Origin of the sequence: Lactobacillus sp. ESL0684 (assembly GCF_029392675.1) — a bacterium.
Lineage (GTDB): Bacteria > Bacillota > Bacilli > Lactobacillales > Lactobacillaceae > Lactobacillus.
This window is the reverse complement of sequence record NZ_CP113941.1, coordinates 1406014-1426423: the sequence shown is the minus strand read 5'-3', so window position 1 is coordinate 1426423 and position 20410 is coordinate 1406014. Positions and strand designations below refer to the sequence as shown.

Annotated in this window: 24 protein-coding genes and 1 riboswitch; of the genes, 21 read left to right on the top strand and 3 right to left on the bottom strand. The window is 34.3% G+C overall.

The genetic code is table 11. The features are described from left to right. Window positions 1-8: 8 nt before the first annotated feature. The 4 genes from OZX56_RS06925 to OZX56_RS06910 all read left to right on the top strand — a co-directional run bounded on the left by OZX56_RS06925 (window position 9) and on the right by OZX56_RS06910 (window position 3119). Window positions 9-1298, top strand: a complete 1290-nt coding sequence (locus tag OZX56_RS06925; RefSeq protein WP_277125933.1) for a PTS transporter subunit EIIC — start codon at window positions 9-11, stop codon at window positions 1296-1298. Between the two features lie 23 nt (window positions 1299-1321). After that, complete coding sequence (locus OZX56_RS06920) at window positions 1322-1633, top strand: PTS fructose transporter subunit IIA (protein ID WP_277125934.1); 312 nt, start codon at window positions 1322-1324, stop codon at window positions 1631-1633. An 87-nt stretch (window positions 1634-1720) separates the two neighbouring features. Continuing rightward, entirely contained in the window at window positions 1721-2806 is a 1086-nt protein-coding gene (locus OZX56_RS06915) for a MupG family TIM beta-alpha barrel fold protein (RefSeq protein ID WP_277139390.1), read from the top strand. Window positions 2807-2822: 16 nt separating this feature from the next. Continuing rightward, window positions 2823-3119, top strand: a complete 297-nt coding sequence (locus OZX56_RS06910) for a hypothetical protein (RefSeq protein ID WP_277125936.1) — start codon at window positions 2823-2825, stop codon at window positions 3117-3119. Window positions 3120-3192: 73 nt separating this feature from the next. Here OZX56_RS06910 and OZX56_RS06905 read toward each other — a convergent pair whose 3' ends face one another. Further along, the gene (locus OZX56_RS06905) at window positions 3193-4437 is read right to left on the bottom strand and encodes an alpha-L-fucosidase (RefSeq protein ID WP_277139389.1); all 1245 of its coding nucleotides are present in this window, start codon (window positions 4435-4437) and stop codon (window positions 3193-3195) included. Window positions 4438-4492: 55 nt separating this feature from the next. After that, window positions 4493-4582, top strand: a riboswitch (TPP riboswitch). A 50-nt stretch (window positions 4583-4632) separates the two neighbouring features. On the opposite strand from OZX56_RS06905, the gene OZX56_RS06900 reads away from it, so the two are divergent. Further along, window positions 4633-5211 carry an ECF transporter S component gene (locus OZX56_RS06900; RefSeq protein ID WP_277139388.1) on the top strand — a complete coding sequence of 193 codons (579 nt, stop codon included), beginning with the start codon at window positions 4633-4635 and terminating at the stop codon, window positions 5209-5211. Between the two features lie 53 nt (window positions 5212-5264). Here OZX56_RS06900 and udk read toward each other — a convergent pair whose 3' ends face one another. Continuing rightward, window positions 5265-5900 (bottom strand): uridine kinase, encoded by a 636-nt coding sequence (udk, locus tag OZX56_RS06895; protein ID WP_277139387.1) that lies wholly within the window; start codon window positions 5898-5900, stop codon window positions 5265-5267. Between the two features lie 338 nt (window positions 5901-6238). On the opposite strand from udk, the gene OZX56_RS06890 reads away from it, so the two are divergent. The 14 genes from OZX56_RS06890 (at window position 6239) to OZX56_RS06825 (ending at window position 17852) form a co-directional block, all read left to right on the top strand. Then, window positions 6239-6916, top strand: coding sequence for a GntR family transcriptional regulator (locus tag OZX56_RS06890; RefSeq protein ID WP_277139386.1), 678 nt, complete (start codon window positions 6239-6241; stop codon window positions 6914-6916). 1 nt (window position 6917) lies between these two features. Continuing rightward, complete coding sequence (locus OZX56_RS06885; RefSeq protein ID WP_277139385.1) at window positions 6918-7607, top strand: GntR family transcriptional regulator; 690 nt, start codon at window positions 6918-6920, stop codon at window positions 7605-7607. 15 nt (window positions 7608-7622) lie between these two features. Continuing rightward, on the top strand, window positions 7623-8090 hold the full coding sequence (locus OZX56_RS06880) for a PTS sugar transporter subunit IIB (RefSeq protein ID WP_277139384.1): 468 nt from the start codon (window positions 7623-7625) through the stop codon (window positions 8088-8090). A 15-nt stretch (window positions 8091-8105) separates the two neighbouring features. Then, complete coding sequence (locus OZX56_RS06875; RefSeq protein WP_277139383.1) at window positions 8106-8945, top strand: PTS sugar transporter subunit IIC; 840 nt, start codon at window positions 8106-8108, stop codon at window positions 8943-8945. Continuing rightward, entirely contained in the window at window positions 8932-9750 is an 819-nt protein-coding gene (locus tag OZX56_RS06870) for a PTS system mannose/fructose/sorbose family transporter subunit IID (RefSeq protein WP_277127015.1), read from the top strand. Before OZX56_RS06875 ends, OZX56_RS06870 begins: the two co-directional genes overlap by 14 nt. Before the next feature lie 18 nt (window positions 9751-9768). Further along, window positions 9769-10839, top strand: coding sequence for an SIS domain-containing protein (locus OZX56_RS06865; protein ID WP_277139382.1), 1071 nt, complete (start codon window positions 9769-9771; stop codon window positions 10837-10839). Window positions 10840-10889: 50 nt separating this feature from the next. Continuing rightward, window positions 10890-11885 (top strand): SIS domain-containing protein, encoded by a 996-nt coding sequence (locus OZX56_RS06860; protein ID WP_277125946.1) that lies wholly within the window; start codon window positions 10890-10892, stop codon window positions 11883-11885. Window positions 11886-11897: 12 nt separating this feature from the next. Beyond that, entirely contained in the window at window positions 11898-12305 is a 408-nt protein-coding gene (locus OZX56_RS06855) for a PTS sugar transporter subunit IIA (RefSeq protein ID WP_277139381.1), read from the top strand. A 278-nt stretch (window positions 12306-12583) separates the two neighbouring features. Next, complete coding sequence (locus tag OZX56_RS06850) at window positions 12584-13045, top strand: PTS sugar transporter subunit IIB (RefSeq protein WP_277140367.1); 462 nt, start codon at window positions 12584-12586, stop codon at window positions 13043-13045. 15 nt (window positions 13046-13060) lie between these two features. Next, complete coding sequence (locus OZX56_RS06845) at window positions 13061-13837, top strand: PTS sugar transporter subunit IIC (RefSeq protein ID WP_277125950.1); 777 nt, start codon at window positions 13061-13063, stop codon at window positions 13835-13837. Beyond that, a complete protein-coding gene (locus OZX56_RS06840; protein ID WP_277139380.1) occupies window positions 13821-14645 on the top strand; it encodes a PTS system mannose/fructose/sorbose family transporter subunit IID in 825 nt (274 codons plus the stop codon). Before OZX56_RS06845 ends, OZX56_RS06840 begins: the two co-directional genes overlap by 17 nt. Before the next feature lie 28 nt (window positions 14646-14673). Further along, window positions 14674-15669, top strand: coding sequence for an SIS domain-containing protein (locus OZX56_RS06835; protein WP_277125953.1), 996 nt, complete (start codon window positions 14674-14676; stop codon window positions 15667-15669). A 218-nt stretch (window positions 15670-15887) separates the two neighbouring features. After that, window positions 15888-17246, top strand: coding sequence for a PTS sugar transporter subunit IIC (locus OZX56_RS06830; RefSeq protein WP_277125955.1), 1359 nt, complete (start codon window positions 15888-15890; stop codon window positions 17244-17246). Between the two features lie 216 nt (window positions 17247-17462). Further along, window positions 17463-17852 carry a PTS lactose/cellobiose transporter subunit IIA gene (locus tag OZX56_RS06825; RefSeq protein ID WP_277125957.1) on the top strand — a complete coding sequence of 130 codons (390 nt, stop codon included), beginning with the start codon at window positions 17463-17465 and terminating at the stop codon, window positions 17850-17852. Between the two features lie 49 nt (window positions 17853-17901). Here the strand turns inward: OZX56_RS06825 and OZX56_RS06820 are convergent, their stop codons facing one another. Continuing rightward, window positions 17902-19350 carry a 6-phospho-beta-glucosidase gene (locus OZX56_RS06820; RefSeq protein ID WP_277139379.1) on the bottom strand — a complete coding sequence of 483 codons (1449 nt, stop codon included), beginning with the start codon at window positions 19348-19350 and terminating at the stop codon, window positions 17902-17904. A gap of 168 nt (window positions 19351-19518) precedes the next feature. On the opposite strand from OZX56_RS06820, the gene OZX56_RS06815 reads away from it, so the two are divergent. Continuing rightward, window positions 19519-19854 (top strand): PTS sugar transporter subunit IIB, encoded by a 336-nt coding sequence (locus tag OZX56_RS06815; RefSeq protein WP_277125961.1) that lies wholly within the window; start codon window positions 19519-19521, stop codon window positions 19852-19854. A 47-nt stretch (window positions 19855-19901) separates the two neighbouring features. Then, window positions 19902-20402 (top strand): PTS cellobiose transporter subunit IIA, encoded by a 501-nt coding sequence (locus tag OZX56_RS06810; RefSeq protein ID WP_277125962.1) that lies wholly within the window; start codon window positions 19902-19904, stop codon window positions 20400-20402. Window positions 20403-20410: the final 8 nt, after the last annotated feature.

Sequence of the window (20410 nt, the reverse complement as noted above, 5' to 3'; positions counted from 1 at the left end):
AGGCAGAAATGAAATTTAATTCAGAAAAAATTTCAAGCGTAATGGCTGCAATAGCTGGAAATAGGTATATGTCGGCTATCTCAAATGGGATGGCCGTAATTATTCCAGTTTCAATTGCCAGTTCTATTTTTACCTTGATTGCACAGATTCCGTTGCCGTTTATCAAACAAAATATTGCTGCTTTTCAATTACCGGTTACTTTTTCAATTGGTTTAATGGGATTGTATGCATGTTATTCAATTGCTTCGCACTTAGCTAAGTCATATAAGCTTGATCGTAATTCTAGTAGTACAATCGCTGTGATGGTGTATTTAATGTTGACTATTACTCCTGGTACTATTACACCAGAGATTGCTAAGAAGACTGGAATTGCTGCAGGGACAGTTTTTCCAGCCCAAAACTTTGGATCATATGGCTTATTTACAGCTATGTTTGCAGCAGCTGCTTCAGTTTGGGTGATTCACTTTTTTAAAGAGAAAAATTTAGTTATCAAAATGCCTGATGGTATGCCGCCAGCGGTTTCAAGTGCGTTTACTTCATTAATTCCAGCCTCTGTCTTAATTATTGCAGCGTGGCTAATTAAGGCTGGCTTACATTTTGATTTAAATCAGGCCTTACTTGATTTGTTGTCACCATTAGCACAGTTTGGTAAAGATAATTTGATTTCAGTGCTGGTACCGATCTTTTTTAATTCTTTATTTTGGTTATTTGGTGTGCATGGTGCAATCACTTCGACACCTGTTTATCCATTTTGGTATCAACATTTAAATGCTAATATGGCTGCCGTTACACATGGTGCAACTGCTGCAACAGTACCACACTTTATGACAGAACAATTATTACAATTCTTTGTTTATATTGGTGGTGCTGGTTCTATTTTGGCACTCTGTATCTTAATGGCGTTCTTTTCTAAATCTGAAATGGGCAAGGCCATGGGTAAAGTTGTTTTAATTCCAAGTATTTTCAACATTAGTGAACCAGTTATGTTTGGTATTCCAATTGTGCTTAATCCATATTTTGCGGCTCCATTTATTTTGGCACCAATGGCTGATGGATTGATTACTTGGGCAGCAACAGTAACAGGATTATTAAATAAAACTACGGCGATTGTTCCATGGGTTTTGCCAGGACCAATTGGAGCGTTCTTTGCGACTGGGTATGATTGGCGTGCAATTGTCGTCGGAATCATCAATATTTTGGTCTCGATGCTGATTTATTTGCCATTCTTTAAGATGTGGGACAGACATCAAATTAAGGTTGAAGCTGAAACTGAAGCCGAAGAAGTTGCAGCAGCTTAAATGAAATTTAGGAGGAATATATAATGAAAATTTTATTATCATGTAGTGGTGGAATGAGTTCTTCTCTGATTGCTCAGGGTTTGGAAAAAGAAGGAAAAAAACGCGGTCAGGAAGTTCAAGTTCACGCAACTGGTACAGAAAATGTTGCTGATGACTTGAATGCCAATGATTATGACGTTGTTCTGCTTGCTCCGCAATCAGTTTATCGTAAAAAAGTTGTTGAAGAAGAAGCAAATAATCATGATATTAATTTTGTGATGATTCCACGCAATATGTATAATCCTCTTGCTACTGGTAAATTACTTGATTTAGTCGAGGAAGAATTAAATAAATAGTTCTATTAAATACTAAAAACACTTCAACAAGTAATTTGGTGAAGTGTTTTTAACTTTAATGATTAAATTTTTTATAGGAGACAATCTATGACGATGAGAAATATCGGATTATCAATTTATCCGGATCACAGTAATGAACAAGAAGATGAGCAGTATCTTTTGTTAGGTGAAAAATATGGTTATACGCGAATTTTTATGAGTATGCTTGAAGCTAAAGATGTGGAAGCAACTAAGAAAAAGTTCCAACATATTATTAAGTTTGGTAATAAGCATGGTTTTAGTACTACACTTGATGTGTCGCCACGGATTTTTAAACAACTAGGTGCCTCATATACTGATCTTTCATTTTTTGAAGAATTAGGTGCTTCTGCCATCAGATTAGATGAGGGATTTGATGGGATGACTGAAGCCGCTTTGTCTTATAATCCTGAACATATGATTATAGAATTGAATATGAGTAATAACACCGGGTATTTAGATAATATTTTGAGTTACGAAGCAAACGAACCGTTTATTTACGGTTGTCATAACTTTTATCCACAAGTTGGTTGCGGTTTAGATGATGACTTCTTTATTGAATGTAGTAAAAACTTCAAAAAACATGGTATTCATACAGCAGCGTTTGTTTCTAGTCAATGCGGAACTCATGGTCCTTGGGATGTCAATGATGGTTTACCTACGCGGGAATCGGACCGGTATTTACCAGTTGAAGTTCAAGCTAAGTCCCTATTTATGAGTAATCTAATTGATGATGTCATCATTGGCAATTCGTATGCTAGTGAAGCTGAATTGCGCAGTCTTAGTGAATTAGATAGATATAAATTAACTCTTGACGTAGAAATGGTTAAGGATATTAGTGAAGTAGAACAAAAAATTTTATTAACTGAGAATCATTTTCGTCGCGGCGATAGTAATTCCTTAGTTGCACGTTCAACTCAACCACGAGTTAAATATCATGATGATAATCCAGCTCATGATAATGATAGTGAATTTGAAGTAGGGGACATTCTAATTTGTAATGATGATTTTGGTGTCTATAAGAATGAACTACAAGTAGTTTTACAACCACATAGTGATAAAAGAAAGAATAAGGTTGGGGCGATTAAGGCTGATGAATTATCACTACTAAAATATTTACGTCCTTGGACAAAATTTAATTTTGAGTCTAAGTAACCAAAGGAAAAATTAAATGTGGCAAACATTTTTATTAATTATTGGCTTGTTAATTATCTTTTTGCTTGCGAATAAAGTGGTTAGCCAAGTTTATCTTGCTGGACATAAAATTTATAGTGTTCTAGTAGGATTACTTAGCATTTTGTTATTAGCATTTGGAATCATTTATTGTAAGAATTCTATTGGTTTAACTTTGATAGGGGCAGTGTTTGTTTTTGGATGTATTGTTTTTTTAAACTCATTTGATCGCAATATTAAAACCTTTATGCACCGCAAGGATAAACAAGGTACCACTAAGGAAGATAAAGTATAATTTAATATAAAAGAGCTCGCTAAATTTCTTTTTGAAATATTTAGCGAGCTTTTTAGTTGGTAAAGTTGAAGTATTATTTAAAGGTAACTTTTGCGATGCGAACACACCAATCGCTACCATAGACATAACCAGAAGCATTAATAGTTAATGTACCGTTTTTTGGTTCTTGCATAAATGATAGCTTTTCTCCGTTGTCTAACCAGCTGATAGCTTTTATTTCTTTGAAGAAACCTTCAAAAGACCGCAAAGTATTTCCTTCTCCGCCCAGTACCACGTTGTCGTTACCGACGATTTCTAAGTCATGAATAAACAGATACTTATTTTTGTCATTGCCAAGTACCAAATCTTTTTGATTACCATTTGCTTGGACCCCGGCCTCAGGTCGGGTTTTATAGATAGCTTCACTGGCCATCTCTGTCCAATTACCTATTTGCTGCATGATAGCATGATTTATTTCAGGAATTTTGCCGCTACCAGTAAGTCCAATGTTGAGCAAAATATTGGCACCAATGCCGCGACAATGCACAATGTTTTCTATTAATTCTTTACCGGACTTAAAATCTAAATCATTTTTGGCAAATCCCCAGTGTTTGTTCATAGTAATTGAAGCTTCACCGGCTACATACTTATCATCAAAGCCGTGATTGACTTGGCTAGGTGTTTCTCGTTCGTAAGTTACAACGTCAATCTCTGAATTACTAATTTGGCCACGTTCTTTAAGACCGGTATTATTGATAATGATAGCTTCAGGTTGGTATTTGCGAATCATACCGTAAAGTCGTGAATGTTTCCAATTTGCGTCTTTTTTATCCCAATCACCATCAAACCAAAATCCGCCAATTGGTCCATAATTTTGACATAATATTTTGACTGAATTCAATAAGTAATCAAGGTAATCATTAAAGTTATTCTGATAAAGAGGCGAGTGCCAATCATAAGTTGCCATATAGAAAAATGGTTTAATATCATATTTATTACAGGCATTTACAAATTCTTTAATCAAATCACGGTGAGCTAAACTATGTATTGCGTCAAATGTTGATAAGCATTTAGTGTCGTATAAGAAGAAGCCTTCGTGATGCTTAGTAGTTAGGACGATATATTTGGCGCCCATCTGTTTAGCAGCAAGGACAATTTTATCAGCATCGAAATTGTCTGCCGCAAAGGAATTGATTAGTTTTTCGTATTCAACTTGATCATGTTGATGAATATATTCAGTCCATTCACCTTTAGCAAGCTGTGAATATAGCCCCCAATGAATAAACAAACCAATGCCCATGTTTTCGTAATTTTTAATTCTTGTTGGAATTTCAGTCATTTTTCCTTCTCCTTATCGTAATGAACTCACCTGTGGTATACTGTACGAAAAGATAGTATGTCACTAGGGGTGCTTAATAGCTGAGAAAAACCCTTGGAACCTGAACAGGATAATACCTGCGTTAGGGAAGTGTTTAATAATTAAGCATTATTGTACTCCTAGTTGACTTTTTTAAGAAGGGCTAGGAGTATTTTTATGTTTACCAGATCATCAAAATGGAATGTTAAATCAATAATTTTGATTGCCTTAATTGGTATTATTATGGGGGTAGTTTATACTTATGGCTTTAATTGGGCGTATAACCTGGTTAAAATGGCTTTACTGCCAACAGGTTTTGCCCCAGTGACAGATACAGTATTTGCTGGCCTATGGCTCATGGCGGCACCATTAGCAATGTATTTTGTCCCTACAAGTGGTTCCGGAACAATTGGTGAAACATTAGCTGCAGTTGTTGAAATGGCAATTGGGGGCCAGTGGGGACCCATTACAGTTATTTCTGGAATAGTTCAAGGAGCAACTAATGAGATTGGTTTTTTTCCTAAAAAAGAACGTTATCAAAAATTTTCTTGGACTAGTGTCTTGATTGGCGCTTTTTTTGCCGGACTGGGGTCATTTGTCCCAACTTACTTTTTATATGGTTGGAACAAATACAGTATGACTTTACAAATTACAATGTTCATTACTAACATGATTTCGGCTTTGGTATTTGATGGCGTTCTAGTTAAATTAATTACCAATCTTTTCGATAAGGCGTTAAAGCCAAAGATAATTTAAATATTATGCAAAAATTCGTTAATAAAAAAGTTGAGCGTAAAAACTCAACTTTTTTATTTTCGATTTAAGACAGCGTGTACTTTGGTTGTCAGCATGTCGATGGCGACATCATTTTCCCCACCTTCAGGAATAATGATATTGGCATAGCGTTTAGTTGGTTCAATAAACTGATGATACATCGGCTTAACGGTCTGCAAATATTGTTCAATTACTGAGTCGATTGAGCGTCCACGTTCTTTAATATCGCGTTCTAATCGGCGAATAAAGCGAATATCATCGTCTGTATCGACATAAACCTTAATATCCATCAGATCGCGAATATCTGCGCTAGCTAAAACTAAAATTCCTTCAAGAATAATGATATCTGCAGGTTCAATGTGAATGGTTTCTTTGCTTCTAGTATGATCTTTAAAGTTGTAGATTGGCATTTCGATTGCCTGATAGTTAAGCAAATCGTTGATCTGCTTTTTTAGTAGTGGGATATCGAAGGCATCAGGATGATCGTAGTTAATTTTCATGCGTTCAGCCATTGAAATATTAGCATTATCCTTGTAATACGAATCTTGAGTCATAATCAAGACGTGCTCATTTTCAGCCATTTGTTCAACTATTTTATGGGCAATAGTAGTTTTACCACTACCAGATCCACCAGTTATGCCAATCACGACAGGTTTTTCAATTTTAGACATCTAAGACGCTCCTTCTTTATCAATAATATTCTACTTTAGTTTGTATGATAGTTAAAGTAAAAATGTGCTGAAACCAAGATTAATCGGTAATTTAATTTATCAAAAATAGACTTTTTTATAAAAAAGCGTTGACATATTTTTTGAAAGCGATTACTATTATATCTGGTATTAAAAAAACAAAACTTATCTTTTAAATTTTATTTACATAGCTATTAAACTGTATAAATTTTTGAATATTCAATATTTTAAATATAAGTTTTATGAAAATAAGACCAAAGGAGTGAGGGAATATAACAGAATTTAGAGAGATATCTCCTAGTATACAAGTAGAAGAATATTTGCAGCATCTGGTTAGTTCCATTGATAAGCAAGAAGATTTACCAAGTCAAAGAGAAATTGCTGATAAGCTTGGAATTAGCAGAAGTGCTGTTCAACATGCTTTGCGTCACCTTCAAGACGAAGGTGTAGTGTCTGTTAAACAACGCTCAGGAATTGAAGTAAATAAAAAGATCGATATTAATATGCTGGGGATGCAGTCAATGACTGCCGAGTTAGGAAATCAAAATGTTAAGATAAAGCATTTGTCGACAAGCAGTGTTCAGGTCACCAAACAATTGCAAAACTTTTTTGGGTCAAAGACAAGTCAATTATTAAAGATAGAAAGAATTCACTGCAACAGGGATAAGCCTCTAAGTTATGAAATTACATACTTTAATAAAGCGGAATTTCCAGCTTTGGAAAAGGTGGATTTTACTAACTTATCACTTTATCAGATTTTATGTGATGAATATAATGCTGTACCAACATATGGTAAAGAGGATATCACGTGTATTTTAGCAGATGATAGGTTGGCTAAGGCGTTGCAAGTTAAAGACGGTGAGCCTCTTTATCAAATTGAAAGTTTTAATTATCAAGCTGATGATCGTCCACTTGAATGTACCAGGCAATATTTAATTGGTAAACAGTTTAAATACTATTTCACTGCTAATAATATTTTTGATTATCAGGAGGATTAAGATGCTATTTAAAAATGTTTATTTTGATCTTAATCACAAAATTGCCAATGGTTTTTATTCTCCAGGAAATAGTTTACCTAATGAAAATGAACTACAACAAATTTATGGTGTAAGTCGCACAACTATTCGTAAAGCAATTGATCAGTTAGTAAGTGAACAAAAGGTAGTTCGTAAAAAAGGAAGTGGTTTATTTGTAAGGCCTACTATTTCAAAGCAAAATATTCTGAATATGACGGGTATCATCAGACCAACTTATCTTGAATCATCAGATAAAGTTAAATTTAAGGATACTTATTTACGGTTAGTTGGCCCTTATTATGCAGATATATTAGGAATCTCAGCTAATGAATTACTGTATTACGTATCATTTAAAACATTATCAAGCCATGGAAAATCCTTTGAAAAATTATTATTGCCATTGGATAATTTCCCAGGTTTTGATCCAGCTTGTCTGAAGGTGACGCCCATCATTGAGGTCGTAAATTCAGGTAAATTTAATCTTGAAAATGTATATCAAGATTTTCAGTTGGTTGAGGCATCAGCTGAAAGTAGTAAGCAGTTGAACTTAAAAATTGGATCACCAATTTTTAAGATAACTAATCTTTTTTCAACAGCTGATAAGAAAAATGTTGCTATTGAATATCGAATGCAAGATGCATTAAATACTGAATATTCAATTGATTTTAATTAATGGAGGAAATATAACATGATTAAACTTGTAAGAGTGGACCACCGTTTAGTTCATGGCCAAGTTGCAGTTTCTTGGTTTTATAGTTTGGATGCCGATACCATCTTTGTTGTTAACGATAGTGTCGCCAAAGATGATTTTCGCAAATCAGCTATCCGTTTAGCTAAACCTGACAATGCCAAACTAGTAATGAAGAGTGTTGCCGAAAGTATTGAAGCAATTAACTCAGGAATTACTGATAAATATAAAATGTTGATTGTAGTTGAATCAGTAGCTGATGCAGCAAAGTTAATAAAAGGTACTCAGGGGAAAATCAAAGGTCTTAATTTAGGGGGTACCAAACCTCGTGAAGGAACCAAAAATTATTCTAAAACTATCAACTTGACTGATACTGAGGCTGAACAATTAGTCAATCTGCAAAACGATGGCGTTGATGTCTGGATTCAACAAGTTCCTAGCGAAGAAAAGCGAGAATTTCATAAATAAATTGAGAGGTAAATTATGAATAAATATTTAATCGCCTTGATCTTAGCCTTGATTGCAATGCTAGGAAATGGAGAATACTTTTTAGGTTCATCAATGTTATCAAGGCCACTTGTTACGTGTACATTAACAGGTTTAGTTTTGGGTAATTTGCACCAAGGAATCATCATGGGAGCAACTTTAGAATTAGCATTTGTTGGTTCATTTTCAATTGGTGCTTCAATTCCGCCGGAGATTATCTCGGGTAGTGTCTTAGGTACGGCTTTTGCGTTAAATGCAGGAAAAAGTACTGCTGTGGCTTTAACCTTGGGAATTCCAATCGCTTCTTTGGTTTTAGTAATTAAAAACCTTTGTTTTATCTTTATTTTGCCATTCTTTGTGCATAAGGCAGATAAATATGGAGATGAAGCAAATGGAAAAGGTATTGGCCGAATGAGTAATTGGGGTGGCTTTTTCTCAATTAACCTACCAATTGGTTTAGTTGTGGGAATTTCTTATTTGCTTGGTAGTCCAGTAATTAAGCAGGTTTTAGCTGTTATCCCTAAGTTTGTAATTGATGGTCTAGGAATCGCAACAGGTTTATTACCAGCTTATGGTTTTGCATTGTTATTGAAGATGATGGTCAATAAGAATAATGTTACTTTCTTTATCCTTGGCTTTGCACTGGCTGTTTATCTAAAAGTTCCAGTTACAGGAGTGGCAATTTTTGGTGCTTGTCTAGCATTAGTATTGACAGGCTATTCAGCATTTAAGGGTAAAGCACTTGTTAACACAGATCAAAGTGCCACGGCTGTAGCAGGTACAAATACAGAAGATTCAGATAATGGAGGTATCAATTATGAAGATGAAGAGTTCTAAAATTCTAACTAAAAAGGATTTGATGAAAACTTTTTGGCGTTCATTTACTGTGGAATGGTCCTGGAACTATGAACGGCAAATGAATATGGGTTATACCTATGCCATGGTACCGGCTCTAGAAAAAATTTATAAAAATAGCAAAGATAAGCTGAGTAGTGCGTATAAGCGTCATTTGGAATTTTTTAACGTTACACCGTGGTTGAGCACATTTCCATTAGGTATTTCGATTGCAATGGAAGAACAGAATGCAACTGATCCTGACTTTGATGAAAGTTCGATTAATAATATCAAAGTAGCCTTAATGGGACCGCTAAGTGGGATTGGAGATTCTTTCTTCTGGGGAACTCTGAGAGTTATTGCGACTGGTATTGGTACTTCTTTAGCTATGCAGGGTAACATACTTGGACCGATTTTATTTTTATTGATTTTCAATATTCCGGCAATCATTGCTAGATATTATGGTCTATTCATTGGCTATAATATTGGCTCATCTTTTATTGATAAGGTTCAAAAAACTGGGTTAATGGATAAGCTAACTTATGGTGCTTCTGTATTGGGACTTGGTGTTGTCGGAGCTATGGTTGCCACGATGGTAACAGTTAACATGCCAATGAAAATTGGAACTGGTGCTGATGCAACGACTGTACAAAAGATTTTTGATGGAATTGTTCCTGGAATTATTCCATTACTGTTTACTGGTTTTATTTATTGGCTTGATAAAAAAGGCTGGAAGTCGCAGTATATTTTGCTTTTGATTGCTGCTATTGGCATTTTTGGTGCGTGGACAGGATTACTAGGACAGTAATTTTTAGGAGTGTTGTAAGTGAAAAGTATAGAAGATTATGTTCAATTAGAACCGCAGTATTATCAAAGCGTTTTGGATAATTATCAAGCTTTATTTGTAAAAAAATTTGCCAATGTTGATACTGAAAAGATTGATAATGTAGTTATATATGCAACCGGATCAAGTTCTAACGCTGCTTATGGTGCTTTGCCATTTATGAGTAAGGTTTTGGCAATGCCAATTCAAATTGAAGAACCATCAATTTCAGAAAATTATTTATTACATGTAAATGACAATACTTTATGTATAGCAATTTCACAAGGTGGGCACAGTTATTCAGTTGTCAAGTTAATTGAGGGACTGCAACAAGCAGACCATACAGTTTTTGCGTTAACTAGCGAGGAGGATAGTCCTGTTGCTAAAGTAGCTAAGAACGTTTTAGATATGGGTATGCCAATAGAGGAAATGCCATATGTTAGTGCAGGCTATAGTATAGAAATTTTAGATTTAATTTTAATAGCATTAATAATAGCTAAACAAAACCATAAAATTTCGACAAATGAATTTGAACAACATGTTGTAAAAATCAAAGCTGTAATTAAGCAGGTCCCTGCTGTTATAACTTGTGCTAGTTCATGGGTAGACAAGAACTTAACAAAATTTAATACTGCTAAACGAATTACCTTTATTGGCTATGGGGCTGCTTATGGAGTTAGTCGTGAAGGTGAAACAAAAATAACTGAAGCAGTTAGAATCAGCGCATGGGGTAAAGAACTAGAAGAATATATGCATGGTCCATACTTGGGGTTAGAGAAAAATGATTTTATTGTTTGTTTAGAACCTAACGGAAAGTTGCAAGAGCGTGCAGATTTATTAAAGCAGTTTTTAAATAAGCACGTTGATAATGTATATACGATTTATGCCAATGATAGCCAAAGTAAAAAAGATTATGATTTGAGTTTGAAAGTAAATACTGATGAATTACTTGCAGCGTTATTTATGACGATTCCAGTACATTTATTGGCATATCGGTTATCGCAAGAAAAAGATATAGATTTGCAACACTCGGCATATCCTGATTTTGATGAAATTACGGCTTCAAAAATTTAATTAAAAACATTGTAAAAATAAATAGTAAATAATAGAAAAGGAAAAATAAAATGCGTAAATTTAACAAGCAAGAATTAATTGATAGTATGAATGGTGCTTTAGAACTAAGAGGTCAAATTAATGATGTAATTGATCCATTATTTAAAAAAGGTATTTCTAATATTTGTTGGTTAGGAATTGGCGGAACCTATGCATCAGCTATGCAAGCAACTGTACATATGAAAGAAAAAACTGCCTTAGAAACTTTCTATCAAAATGCCGCTGAATATTTAACAACTGGTAATAAGCGCATTACTAGTGATTCATTGGTGATTATTTCTTCAGTGACTGGTAATACTCAAGAGATGGTTGATGCTGTTAAAAAGTTAAATGAGGTTGGAGCAACAGTTTTAGGTTTTATGGATGATCCTAAAGCAAAATTAGCTTCAATGTTAACTTACTGTATTTCATATCCAGAAAATGAACAACTTAAGTTCTTTATGGTAGGTGACCGCTTAATGTATTTGAATGGTGAATTTCCTGATTATGATGAATTTTATCAAGAAATGGATAATCATTTTGCCCAAGATATAGCTGACATTGCGGAAAGTTCAGATGACTTTGCTCAAAAATTTGCTGAAAAACATCATGACGATGAAATGCATTATTTTGTAGGTGCTGGTAATCAATGGGGAGCCGTGTATTCATACGCAATGTGTTACTGGGAAGAGCAACACTGGATTAGAACTCGGGCCATTGAAGCTGGAGAATTCTTCCATGGTGTGCTTGAAGTGATTGATCGTGATACTCCAGTGACGGTTTATGTTGGTGAGGATTCACAGCGTTCGTTAAGTGAACGTGTTGCTAAATTTTTACCAGAAATTTGTGGCAATTACACAATTATCGATTCTAAAGACTATGATTTACCAGGAATTTCAGAAAAATATCGTGGAACTTTAAGTCCGTTTGTCTTCCATGCTATTAATAATCGGATTGATGTCCATATTGAACACATTAACCGTCATCCAATGGATATTCGTCGTTACTATCGTGCATTGCCTTATTAAAGAGATTTTAAAATGGGAATATTAATCTGTACGCATGGTAATTCTGCTAAAGAATTATTGCAATCAGCGGAAATGATTTGTGGTACTCAAAAAGATTGTCAAACTGTTAAATTTGAAATGGGAGAATCTTTAGATCAACTTCAAAATGATTTAAAAGCAAAATTAGATTCACTGCAAGGTCCTGTTTTGTGCCTGACCGATTTGAAGGGCGGTACTCCTTTTAACACCTTAGTTAAATTGATTAAGGATTATCCGGACATGGAAATTGTTACTGGAGTAAATATTCCAATGTTGCTGCAATTATTTATCAATCGTGAGCAAATGCCATTGGAAAAATTACTCGATTCAGTTATTGAAGCTGGGCAAACTGGTATATATCGTTACTCGAATACTACTTCAGGAGATAACGAAGAATTTTAAAAATGATTGGTGCTATGAATTTGATTTTTGCAAATACTAAATTTATAGGATAAAAAGCAGATTAAGAATTCCTTTTTAGGGAAACTTGATCTGCTTTTATTTTCAAGGTATCAGGATAATAAGGTAATATCACCGATAAATGGCTATTTTAGGGCTTTTATCGATAAATAGAGCTAATAACTTAAATTTGAACTTGAATTCTATTTGTAAAACCGCTAACATTGTTTAAGGAAGATAAGACTTATAAATTAGGATTTTTTAAAGAAGGGAATTTTAAAATGATTGTGCTAACGAGGGTAGATCACAGATTATTACATGGTCAAGTTGCTGTGTCATGGACTTCACATCTTTCTGCTGATTGTATTCTAATTGCTAACGATAATGTTGCTAATGATAATACTGAAAAAACGATTATGAAATTAGCTAAACCCACAGGAGTTAAGTTAGTCATTAAAACAATTGCTGATTCGATCAAGGCGATTAATAGTGGTGTAACTGATAAATATAAGTTATTTATTGTTGTTAAAAGTATTGACGATGTCTATAAATTAGCTGAAGCTGTACCAGCAATTAAAGAAATAAATCTTGGTGGTACACAAGCTGCAGATGGCAAGGAGTCGCTATCATCAGCTGTTTTTGTTACTTCAGATGAGCGACAAGAATTAGATAAATTAGTTGCAAATGGAGTGCAAGTGTATTGCCAGCAGGTACCAACTGAAAAGAAGAAAATTTTTGGCTAAAATATAGGAGCTATTATGAAGACTTTTCTAATTTTTTTAGTGGCGATTTTTGGTTATGCAGAATATTTTTTATTCGGACGTTCTCAAACTTATCGTCCAATAGTTATGTGTGCCTTGACAGGTTTAGTCCTAGGACAGCTATCAACTGGGATTATTATTGGTGCGCAAATGGAGTTATCTTTTATCGGAGTACAAGAGATAGGATTGTCGACTCCGCAAGATATGGTTTCGGCAAGTATCGTTGGTACTAGTGTAGCCCTACAAACCAATGGTAATTTTGCGACAGCTATAACTTTTGGCTTGCCTGTATCAATGGTAGTTTTATTTGTGCAAAATCTAGTATATGTGTTAGTTTCACCGGTTTTTGTAAAAAAGTGTGAAGAAATTGCTGCTAGAGGCAAGACCAAATTATATAGTCAGTTTACTTTTTGGGGTGGTACACTGCTTCACTTTGCACCATCGATTCTTTTAGTTACTTTGACCTATGTATTAGGTAATCATTTTGCTAAATCAATTGTTAGTCTAATTCCAAAATTTGTTCAAGATGGATTAGTAGTAGCGAGTGAGATTTTGCCTGCATTTGGATTTGCTATGCTACTTGAAGTAATTATGAAAAAAGACGTTTTCCCATTCTTTTTCCTTGGCTTTTTGGTAGCTGCATACTTAAAAGTGCCAATTATGGGAATTGCTTTCTTTGGAGTGGTTCTAGTGGTAATTATGTACTTTCGAGATGAACAAGCTGAAAAAAATAATGCAAGTAATGCAGGGGTGAGTGATGATGACGACTTCTAATAAGTTAACAAATAAGGATTTTAGAAAATCTTTCTGGCGTACGTTTGCAATGGGAGCTTCTTGGGAATACAGTAAGCAGCTTGGACCAGGATATGCATATGCAATGGTTCCATTATTAGAGAAAATTTTTAAGAATAAACCTGAGAAGTTAAAAGAATCTTTAGAACGGAATACTGAATTCTTTAATGTGTCGAATTTCTGTGCTTCTACTGTTATGGGAATATCGGCTTCAATGGAAGAAAGATATGCTGAGGACGATGAGTTCGATCCAACCACGATTAGTAACATTAAAGCGAGTTTAATGGGACCCTTTTCAGCCATTGGTGATTCATTGATGATGGGAACTTGGAGAATTATCTGTACTACCATTGCTGCTACATTTGCCTTAAAGGGTAATATAATTGGACCATTAATTTTTATTCTTGCATATAATATTCCAACAACGTTAATTAGATGGTACGGCTTAAAATATGGTTACAAGTTTGGAGTTGGCTTTTTAGATAAACTAAATTCTTCTGGTACTATTGAAAAATTATCCTATTATTCTTCAATACTAGGAATGATTGTAATCGGGGCGATGACTTCTAATTATGTTGTGATCAATACTCCGATAAGTTTTGGACAAGGCAAAGCCAAGCTAACTTTGCAAGCTGATGTGTTTGACCAAATTGTTCCTGGGTTATTGCCACTGGTAGCTGTTTATATAATGTATAAATTGCTTAAAAAGGGTGTCAGTGTGGGATGGATAATGTTAGGCACTTTTGTACTAGGAATAGTTTGTTCATATTTTAAGATTTTAGTTCCATAAAATAATTTTTAATTTAGGAGAAAAACAAATGTTAAATGAAAAAGAATTAATTAAAGAAATTATTGATAGTAAAAAAGAAATTACAGATGTTTATTTTGCTGCATGTGGTGGTTCGATGAATGATTTGTATCCTGGTCACTATTTTATCGAAAAGGAAAGTACTAAACTTCATTCTACATGGAAACCAGCTCGTGAATTAACAATGATTAATTCTCCACATTGGAATGAACACAGTATTACATTTGCATTATCACACAGTGGTAATACTCCAGAAGTTATTGAAGCTGCAAAATTAGCTAAGAAAAAAGGCTCATTTGTGATTGCTATTACCAATGATCCTAATTCGGATATTACAGATCCTGCATTGTCTGATGAACTTTACGTTTATGATTGGGGTAAAGAAACTTCACATAAGGATGTCCCAATGGGAATGGATTATCGGATTTTAAATGAATTTTTACATCAAACTGAAGAGTCTTACCAAAAATATGATCAGATGATAGCTGGTTTAAATAAAATTGATCAAATTGTAGATAATGCTCGTAAAGTGCAAAGACCTGCAGCTCAAAAATTTGCCCAAAAATATCGTAAACAAGATTTTATGTATATCTTAGGTTCAGGTGCCAATATGTCACAAGCTTATGGCTTTGCAATTTGTTCATTAATGGAAATGCAGTGGATGGATTGTGCGTTTATTGACTCTGCTGAATTCTTCCATGGACCATTTGAAGTATTGCAGGATGATCACTTATTTATTCAGTGTGTCAATACTGGAGATACACGTGCTTTGGATACTCGTTCAAGAGACTTTATTAAAAAATATCATGGTCAGTTGGAAGTTATTGATTCAAAAGATTTTGGAATGGAAGAAATTGATAATTCAGTTGTAGACTACTTCAATCCAATAGTCTTTTATGAAATGGGTGTTTTATACCGCGATGAACTTGGTGAAAAACGTGCTCATGATACAGACTTTAGACAATATATGGGAAAAGTGGATTATAGCTATAAACCATCAATTTAAAAAAGTTTAAAAGTCATTGGATGTTGAAAGTGCTTCTAATTGTTAGATAAATGACTAACAATTAGAAGCACTTTTTGTATACCTAAAATAAATGGGTAACTAGTTAGCTGAAAAAACGCTTTCTAATTTAAGATTAAAAGTGGTATGATTATTTATAATTAGTATAAGTATATTTTGCTTACTAGAGTATTTTGTAGTTAGTTTAGGAAGGAATTTAAATGAATGCTTTAATTAAATGGCTAAATAAATATGTAGTGCCGGTTGCAGCTAAGATTGGGTCGATAAGATGGCTGGTTGCTTTGCGTGATGCCTTTATTGCTATTATGCCAGCAATGATGGCTGGCTCAGTTGCTTCGGTTCTTAATTCGCTTGTAAGAGATATTCCAACTTCTTTTGGCTGGACTGGTTTTGTAAACTCAATGCAATGGCTTATCGGGATTAATTCGATGGTTTGGACAGGATCGTTAGCAATTTTAGGGTTATTGTTTTCCTATACTTTTGGCTATCATTTGTGTATTCAATACAAAGTTGAACCAGTAACTGGTGGAATAGTTACCTTAGGAACCTTCATTATGTGTTTACCTCAAAACTTTACTTTGACTTTAAAGCATACTTTGTCAAAGAACACTATCAAGGATATTGTTGCATCAGGAGCAGCTTCTGATGGAAAGAGTATCAATAGTTGGGGTTACTTTAATTTTGGTAAGTACTTTGGTTCTGCTGGTTTCTTTACTGTCATGATTATGGGAGCAGTTGCTGTTACCATTTATATTTGGTTAATGAAAAAACATATTACAATTAAGATGCCTGATAGTGTTCCTCCTGCAGTTGCAAATGCCTTTACAGGAATTATTCCAGCTGCAGCAGGTTTATATACAGTTGGAATAATTAATTATCTTTTTAGTCTTAACAATACGACAGTGATTGACTTTATTTCTAAAACAATTCAAGATCCATTGCTTAAGATGAGTCAAGGATATGGTTCAGTCGTTTTAATGGTATTACTTGTGCAAGTATTTTGGTTCTTTGGTATACATGGAACCAATGTCTTAGCTCCGGTAATGAATGGGGTTTGGTTGACTGCACAAGTAGCTAATATTAATGCTGCTCAAAAAGGTCAAACTTTGCCTTATACTTGGACCAGTAGTGACTTTGATCTGTATGCTTGGATAGGTGGAGCAGGTTCAACTCTTTTATTGTTAATTGCAATTCTGATTTTCTCTAAACGTGAAGATCAAAAAGCAGTTGCCAAATTATCAATTGTTCCTGGCTTTTTTAACATTAATGAACCAACGATGTTTGGTTTGCCAGTTGTTTTAGATCCAATTTATTTTATTCCTTTTGTGTTAGCACCTTTGGTTATGGTTTCTATTGCCTATGGGGCAGTAACTATGGGACTTGTGGCGCCAGTAAGAAACAATATAGTTTGGTCTATGCCACCAATTCTTAATGCCATTGTTGCAACAATGGATTGGCGTTCAGTTGTGTTGCAATTGTTTAATATGTTTGTTGGCTTTTTAATTTACGTTCCATTTGTTAAAGCTGCTAATAGGATTAAACCTGAAGATATTTCGTAATTATTAATTTAAGCAATTTCTTGTATTTTTATAAAATTCAGGTAGAAGATGGCAAGTATTTAATTTTAACTAAAAGCCAACACTGTAAACTAACTGTTGTCTGCATGAATATCTTAATTTGAAAGCATTTGCTATCTTTAAAAAGCGCTTTATAATATAATTACGGAGAAATCATATAAAATATAATTGTAGTAGTAATGACTAAAGGAAATAAATATGACTGAAGAAAAGGAAAATAAGGTATCTAAATCAGAAGATAAAGAACAGGCAACCTTAATGGCCGCTATGGGATTAATAGCTAATGGTGGCAATGCCAAAAGCTTGGCCTTTGAGGCAATTAGGGAAGCAAAAAAGGGTAATATAGAAGCAGCAAGAGCAAAGCTTAAGGAGTCTGATGCTTCATTGCTAGATGCTCATAATTCTCAAACTGATATGCTAACTAAAGAGGCGCAAGGTGATCATATGGATGTTACGCTGTTAGTGGTTCATTCACAAGATCATTTGATGAATGCGATCACTTTTAGAGATTTGGCTGGTGAAATGGTTGATTTATATGAAAAATTATATAAATCGCGTGCTTTAAAAGATGATAATTCTAATTTGTAAAAATATTAAACTAAAAAAATAAGGTTTCCATTAATTGGAAACCTTATTTTTATGCTAGATCTTGACCATTTGTCTTAATTACCTTTTGGTACCAATAAAATGAATCTTTACGAGAACGCTCTAAGGTACCTTTTCCAGCATCATTCTTGTCAACATAGATAAAACCATATCTTTTATCCATTTGCCCCGTACCAGCCGAAACGAGATCAATTGGTCCCCATGGAAGATATCCCATTAAATTTACCCCATCAATTGCAACGGCTTTTTCCATCTCTGAGATATGTTTTCTTAAGTAGTCAACACGATAATCATCGTGAATAGCACCATCCGCTTCGACCTTGTCATAAGCTCCCAGACCATTCTCAACGATGAATAATGGTAAATGGTATCGATCAGTCAGTTGATTTAATGCAATTCGCAAACCTGCTGGATCAATTTCCCAACCCCAATCACTTCGTTCTAAAGTAGGATTTTGCGCTATCGAATTGGTTAGGTCGTTTAGGGCATCTGGTTTGACGTTTTTGGCAGAAACGGTGGTAGTTTGATAATAGCTAAAGCCAACATAATCAACTGTTCCTTCCTTGAGTACTATCCTATCTTCATCGGTAATGTCAGGGCGATAACCATTTCGGTTAATGTAAGACTCAACTTCTTTAGGATATTCACCAAAGACATGGACATCTGAGAACCAATCACGGCGTTGCTCAAATTTATCAGCTAACAAGACATCTTCAGAAGAAGGTGTCAATGAGCGAACTGGTGAATAATTAATCATGCAGCCAATTTGGAAATCAGGATTTATTTTGTGACCAACTTTTACAGCTAATGCTGATGCGACCAATTCGTAGTGAGCTGCTTGGTACATTGCTGCTTCTTTTTCTTTATCAGTCATGTCATCCTTGAAAAAAATACCAGAGTTGGTAGCCATTAAGAAGTCATCGTTATATGAAGATTGGTTATCAATTTCATTAAAAGTCATCCAGTATTTAACTGTGTCCTTATACCGTTTAAAGCAAACGGTAGCGAAGCGGATAAAAAAGTCAATTAATTTACGATTGGTAAAACCACCATATTTATGCACTAAATGCAAAGGAATTTCAAAATGGGATAGAGTAACAACGGGTTCAATTCCATAATGATGACAAGTGTCAAATAAATCGTCATAAAATTTCAAACCTGCTTCATTTGGCTCTGCTTCATCACCTTGTGGAAAAATTCTGGTCCAAGCAATTGAAGTTCTGAAAGCTTTAAAGCCCATTTCAGCCATTAACTTAATATCTTCTTTGTAGTGATGATAAAAATCAATCGCACTATGATTAGGATAGTTTTTGCCTTCAAGAACCTCGTTAGTAATCTCTCGATGCTTGGTTGCTGATCCAACAGTCATTACATCGGCAACAGAGGGACCTTTACCGTCTTCATTCCATGCACCTTCTAGCTGGTGGGCAGCAACGGCACCACCCCACAAGAAATTTTTTGGCATTTTAGCTGAATACATACACATTACCTCTCTAAATAATCTGTTAACGTTTCCATAATGTAATTTTACAATACATTAATATCATCCAGCAAGTTAAATATAAAATAAAAAAAGTTTGCGATTTTTCTGTAAGCGCTTATAATAGTAACTATAGAAATTTTAAAAATGTATAGGAGATTTTGAATTATGGCAGAACAAACAATAATGTTGAATTGTGCAGCAGGAATGAGTACTTCTTTATTAGTAACAAAAATGCAAGAAGCAGCTAAGAATCAAGGGCTTGATGTAAAGATCTTTGCTTGTCCCGCTTCAGAGGCTACTCAGCATCTTGAGCAAGAGCCGATCGATTGTTTACTTCTTGGACCACAAGTTAGATATATGGAAGCCGATTTTAAGGATAAGGTTAAAGGGGCTGGCAGAGATGGTAAAGATGTACCACTAGGAGTAATTGATATGCAAGCCTATGGAATGATGAATGGCGAAAAAGTTTTAAAGCAAGCAGAAGATTTGATTAACGGTTAAACATTTTTCAGTATGGTTAAACACATCTAAGGAAAGATTTTGTATAAATGGCCAAAGATAAAGCGTATGATATTCAACAAAAAAACAAGCGAAAAGATAATTTAAAATATTTATATTTCAGTCGTTATTTAATGACACGATATATCGTAACTATCTTTTTATTTGTAAATATTTTTTGGCTGACTTTTTCATTGCCATATAAACACTGGCTAGGTATTGCTGCAGCATTGTGTATGACTCTTTGTTCAGCAGTTGCAGCTATTGAGCAATTAACTAAAATGCATAACCAAGAACTAGATGTTCCCCTGACTAGGAAGTATTTTTGGCTACAATTGGGTGTAAATTTAATTTTATTAGTACTAAATTTATTCCCGTTTGGGCGAGTATTTTTTCCTTTTTCATCTAAAAAAATAGTTACCCAATTCATTTCGTTGATTTTAATAGCCGGAATAATTTTGTGCCTAATTTGTGAATGGCGAATTGCCAAAATTAGAAAAAATCAAGATCGCTATGCTAGCGTTATTGAGACGTTTAAGAAAAATCATTAATTTATTTT

Bases quoted from the DNA above. Each gene is read 5' to 3' on its own strand.
- OZX56_RS06925 (WP_277125933.1), top strand. From the start codon at position 9: ATGAAATTTAATTCAGAAAAAATTTCAAGCGTAATGGCTGCAATAGCT.
- OZX56_RS06920 (WP_277125934.1), top strand. From the start codon at position 1,322: ATGAAAATTTTATTATCATGTAGTGGTGGAATGAGTTCTTCTCTGATT.
- OZX56_RS06915 (WP_277139390.1), top strand. From the start codon at position 1,721: ATGACGATGAGAAATATCGGATTATCAATTTATCCGGATCACAGTAAT.
- OZX56_RS06910 (WP_277125936.1), top strand. From the start codon at position 2,823: ATGTGGCAAACATTTTTATTAATTATTGGCTTGTTAATTATCTTTTTG.
- OZX56_RS06905 (WP_277139389.1), bottom strand. From the start codon at position 4,437: ATGACTGAAATTCCAACAAGAATTAAAAATTACGAAAACATGGGCATT.
- OZX56_RS06900 (WP_277139388.1), top strand. From the start codon at position 4,633: ATGTTTACCAGATCATCAAAATGGAATGTTAAATCAATAATTTTGATT.
- udk (WP_277139387.1), bottom strand. From the start codon at position 5,900: ATGTCTAAAATTGAAAAACCTGTCGTGATTGGCATAACTGGTGGATCT.
- OZX56_RS06885 (WP_277139385.1), top strand. From the start codon at position 6,918: ATGCTATTTAAAAATGTTTATTTTGATCTTAATCACAAAATTGCCAAT.
- OZX56_RS06880 (WP_277139384.1), top strand. From the start codon at position 7,623: ATGATTAAACTTGTAAGAGTGGACCACCGTTTAGTTCATGGCCAAGTT.
- OZX56_RS06875 (WP_277139383.1), top strand. From the start codon at position 8,106: ATGAATAAATATTTAATCGCCTTGATCTTAGCCTTGATTGCAATGCTA.
- OZX56_RS06870 (WP_277127015.1), top strand. From the start codon at position 8,932: ATGAAGAGTTCTAAAATTCTAACTAAAAAGGATTTGATGAAAACTTTT.
- OZX56_RS06860 (WP_277125946.1), top strand. From the start codon at position 10,890: ATGCGTAAATTTAACAAGCAAGAATTAATTGATAGTATGAATGGTGCT.
- OZX56_RS06855 (WP_277139381.1), top strand. From the start codon at position 11,898: ATGGGAATATTAATCTGTACGCATGGTAATTCTGCTAAAGAATTATTG.
- OZX56_RS06850 (WP_277140367.1), top strand. From the start codon at position 12,584: ATGATTGTGCTAACGAGGGTAGATCACAGATTATTACATGGTCAAGTT.
- OZX56_RS06845 (WP_277125950.1), top strand. From the start codon at position 13,061: ATGAAGACTTTTCTAATTTTTTTAGTGGCGATTTTTGGTTATGCAGAA.
- OZX56_RS06840 (WP_277139380.1), top strand. From the start codon at position 13,821: ATGATGACGACTTCTAATAAGTTAACAAATAAGGATTTTAGAAAATCT.
- OZX56_RS06835 (WP_277125953.1), top strand. From the start codon at position 14,674: ATGTTAAATGAAAAAGAATTAATTAAAGAAATTATTGATAGTAAAAAA.
- OZX56_RS06830 (WP_277125955.1), top strand. From the start codon at position 15,888: ATGAATGCTTTAATTAAATGGCTAAATAAATATGTAGTGCCGGTTGCA.
- OZX56_RS06825 (WP_277125957.1), top strand. From the start codon at position 17,463: ATGACTGAAGAAAAGGAAAATAAGGTATCTAAATCAGAAGATAAAGAA.
- OZX56_RS06820 (WP_277139379.1), bottom strand. From the start codon at position 19,350: ATGTATTCAGCTAAAATGCCAAAAAATTTCTTGTGGGGTGGTGCCGTT.
- OZX56_RS06815 (WP_277125961.1), top strand. From the start codon at position 19,519: ATGGCAGAACAAACAATAATGTTGAATTGTGCAGCAGGAATGAGTACT.
- OZX56_RS06810 (WP_277125962.1), top strand. From the start codon at position 19,902: ATGGCCAAAGATAAAGCGTATGATATTCAACAAAAAAACAAGCGAAAA.